Raw genomic sequence first — 3,181 nt, 5'->3', positions numbered from 1 at the left:
GACCGCGGCGAGCGTCGGCGTCGGGGCGATCGCGGGGGCGTTCGCCGCTCGCGCCCGCTCCCGGCAGGGCGTCGATGACGAGGAGCCGCCGGGCGAACCGCTGTGGGCGGATCCCGCGCCGGACGAGCACGCGTCGTCCGACGACGTCCAGACGGCCGAGATCGAGGGACTGACGCGCGGGAGCCGTGGTCGCTGAGCGCGATTCCACCGCCCGCCGGGTCGCTGCGCACGTGCGCGGGCGGGCCCGTGTCATCCGCTCGTCTGCGCGGCGGGTACCCTCGTAGGGTGCTGAAGCTCGTCGTGCTGATCTCGGGCACGGGATCGAACCTCCGCGCGCTCCTCGAGGCGTCGGAGGACGCCGAGTTCCCCGCGAGGGTCGTCGCCATCGGCGCCGACCGCGACTGCGAGGGACTGGCGCTCGGCGAGGAGTTCGGGATCCCGGCCTTCACCGTCCCCTTCACCGCCTACGATTCGCGCGACGAGTGGGGCGACGCGCTCATCGAGCAGGTGCGCGCCTGGGGCGCCGACCTCGTGATCCTCTCGGGGCTCATGCGGCTCGTGCCGCCGGCCGTCGTCGACGCGTTCAGCCCCGGCCTCATCAACACGCACCCCGCGTACCTGCCCGAGTTCCCGGGCGCGCACGGCGTGCGAGACGCGCTCGCCGCGGGCGCGACCGAGACCGGCGCGAGCCTCATCGTCGTCGACAACTCCGTCGACGGCGGCCCGATCATCGCGCAGGAGCGCGTGCCGATCCTCCCCGGCGACACCGAGTCGACGCTCCACGACCGCATCAAGCCCGTCGAGCGGCGCCTGCTCATCCAGGCCGTCATCGACATCGCCAACTCGCACCTCGACCTGAAGGAGCTCGCCGCATCATGAGCGGAGCACGCATCGACCCGAGCCTCTACCGCGACCGGGACGTCGTTTCCGTCAGGCGCGCGCTCATCGCCGTGAGCGACAAGTCCGGGCTCGTCGAGCTCGCCTCGGCCCTCGTCGAGGCCGGCGTCGAGATCGTGTCGACCGGCGGCACGTCGAAGGCGATCGCCGACGCCGGGCTCCCCGTGACGCAGGTCGCCGACGTGACCGGCTACCCCGAGCACCTCGACGGGCGCGTGCGCACGCTGCACCCGGCCGTGCACTCCGGCCTGCTCGCCGACCTCCGGCTCGAGCACCACGAGCGCGAGCTCGCGCAGCTCGCGATCGCGCCGTACGAGCTCGTCGTGGTGAACCTCTACCCGTTCGTCGAGACCGTGGCCTCTGGCGCCGAGGCCGACGAGATCGTCGAGCAGATCGACATCGGCGGGCCCGCGATGGTCCGCGCGTCGGCGAAGAACCACGCCAACGTCGCCGTGGTCGTCTCGCCCGACCGCTACGACGAGGTCGTCTCGGCCGTGCGCGCCGGCGGCACGACGCTCGCGCAGCGACGCGACCTCGCCCGCGAGGCGTTCCGCCACACCGCGACGTACGACATCGCCGTCGCCTCGTGGATCGGCAGCGTCGTCGCACCCGACCAGGCTGTCGAGGAGTCGCCGTTCCCCGCGTGGGTGGGCGCCGCCTGGACCAAGGACGCCGACCTCCGCTACGGCGAGAACTCGCACCAGAAGGCCGCGCGCTACTCGGCCGTCGGCGGTCGCCCGGGCATCGCGCAGGCGAGGCAGCTGCACGGCAAGGAGATGTCGTACAACAACTACGTCGACGCGGATGCCGCGGTGCGGGCCGCGTACGACTTCGACGCCCCGGCCGTGGCGATCATCAAGCACGCCAACCCGTGCGGCATCGCCGTCGCGGCATCCGGCGCCGCCGACCCGATCGCCGACGCGCACCGCCGCGCACACGAGTGCGACCCCGTCTCGGCGTTCGGCGGCGTCATCGCGGCGAACCGCACGGTGACCCGCGAGATGGCCGAGACCGTCTCCGGCATCTTCACCGAGGTGCTCGTCGCGCCGGGCTTCGAGCCCGACGCGGTCGAGATCCTCACGCAGAAGAAGAACCTCCGCCTGCTCGAGCTGCCCGAGGGCTTCGAGCCGCCCGTCACCGAGATCCGCCAGGTCTCCGGCGGGCTGCTGCTCCAGCAGGCCGACCGTTCGTTCGCCCCCGCCTCCGAGTGGACGCTCGCCGCGGGCGACCCCGCCGACGAGGCGACGCTCGCCGACCTCGAGTTCGCCTGGCGGGCCTGCCGCGCGGTGAAGTCGAACGCGATCCTGCTGGCCTCCGACGGCGCCTCGGTCGGCGTCGGCATGGGCCAGGTCAACCGCGTCGACTCGTGCAGGCTCGCGGTCGAGCGCGCAGGCGATCGCGCGGCCGGGTCGGTGGCGGCATCCGACGCGTTCTTCCCCTTCGCCGACGGACTGCAGATCCTCCTCGACGCGGGCGTGACCGCGGTCGTGCAGCCCGGGGGATCGGTGCGCGACGAGGAGGTCGTCGCGGCGGCGAGGGCCGCGGGCGTGACCATGTACTTCACCGGGGAGCGGCACTTCTTCCACTGAGCGCCGCCGCCCCCGGCCGTGGGGCGTCGGAGCGTCCCCACGGCGGTACCCTTGAGATGAGGCGCCCACGAAGCGCCCGCACAGCCGCGCCCACAAGGCGATGAACACAAGGAGCCGATCGATGTCGATCACCCACGCCCCCGCGCCGTCCCCGTCCAACGGGGTCCACGCCGCACTGCCCGCCGACGCACCCGACCACGAACGCGTGCTCATCACGCGGGGTCCCCGCTCCGGGCTCACCATCATCGTCGCGGTGCACTCCACCGCGCTCGGCCAGGCCCTCGGAGGCGCGCGCGTCTGGCACTACGAGCACTGGACCGACGCGCTCGCCGACGCCCTGCGCCTGTCGCAGGCCATGACCCTGAAGAACGCCGCGGCCGGTCTCGCGCGCGGCGGCGGCAAGTCGGTCGTCTGCATCCCCGCGGGCGAGACGCTCGACGAGGCGCGTCGCCACGACGCGATGCTCGACCTCGGCGACGCCGTCGAGTCGCTCGGCGGCGCGTACATGACCGCGGAGGACGTCGGCACGAGCGCCGAGCTCATGGCGGTCGTCCACGAGCGCACCGAGCACGTCTGCGGCCTGCCCGCCGAGCAGGGCGGCGTGGGCGAGCCGGCCGACGCCACCGCGGCCGGCGTGCACGCGGGCATCCTCGCGACCCTCGATCACGTGTTCGGGACGCGCGACGTCGCCGGCC

4 protein-coding genes are annotated in these 3,181 nt (G+C 73.6%); all 4 read left to right on the top strand.

Annotated elements, in window-relative coordinates:
* The coding region (locus tag ESO86_RS19090; RefSeq protein WP_165307890.1) for a hypothetical protein at nt 1-196 on the top strand (196 nt) is incomplete at its 5' end.
* A gap of 89 nt (nt 197-285) precedes the next feature.
* Nucleotides 286-879, top strand: coding sequence for a phosphoribosylglycinamide formyltransferase (gene purN, locus ESO86_RS14230; protein ID WP_129235587.1), 594 nt, complete (start codon nt 286-288; stop codon nt 877-879).
* Nucleotides 876-2,486 carry a bifunctional phosphoribosylaminoimidazolecarboxamide formyltransferase/IMP cyclohydrolase gene (gene purH, locus ESO86_RS14225; protein ID WP_129235586.1) on the top strand — a complete coding sequence of 537 codons (1,611 nt, stop codon included), beginning with the start codon at nt 876-878 and terminating at the stop codon, nt 2,484-2,486. Before purN ends, purH begins: the two co-directional genes overlap by 4 nt.
* 121 nt (nt 2,487-2,607) lie before the next feature.
* On the top strand, nt 2,608-3,181 hold a 574-nt coding region (locus ESO86_RS14220), incomplete at its 3' end, for a Glu/Leu/Phe/Val dehydrogenase dimerization domain-containing protein (RefSeq protein ID WP_277985232.1).

It is taken from the genome of Agromyces binzhouensis (assembly GCF_004135055.1).
In the GTDB taxonomy this organism is placed as follows: domain Bacteria; phylum Actinomycetota; class Actinomycetes; order Actinomycetales; family Microbacteriaceae; genus Agromyces; species Agromyces binzhouensis.
Note: the sequence above shows the minus strand (reverse complement) of the source record. Positions and strands in the feature narration are given on the sequence as shown.

Excerpts from the sequence above, each read along its gene's own strand:
- purH (WP_129235586.1), top strand. The coding sequence starts at position 876 with ATGAGCGGAGCACGCATCGACCCGAGCCTCTACCGCGACCGGGACGTC.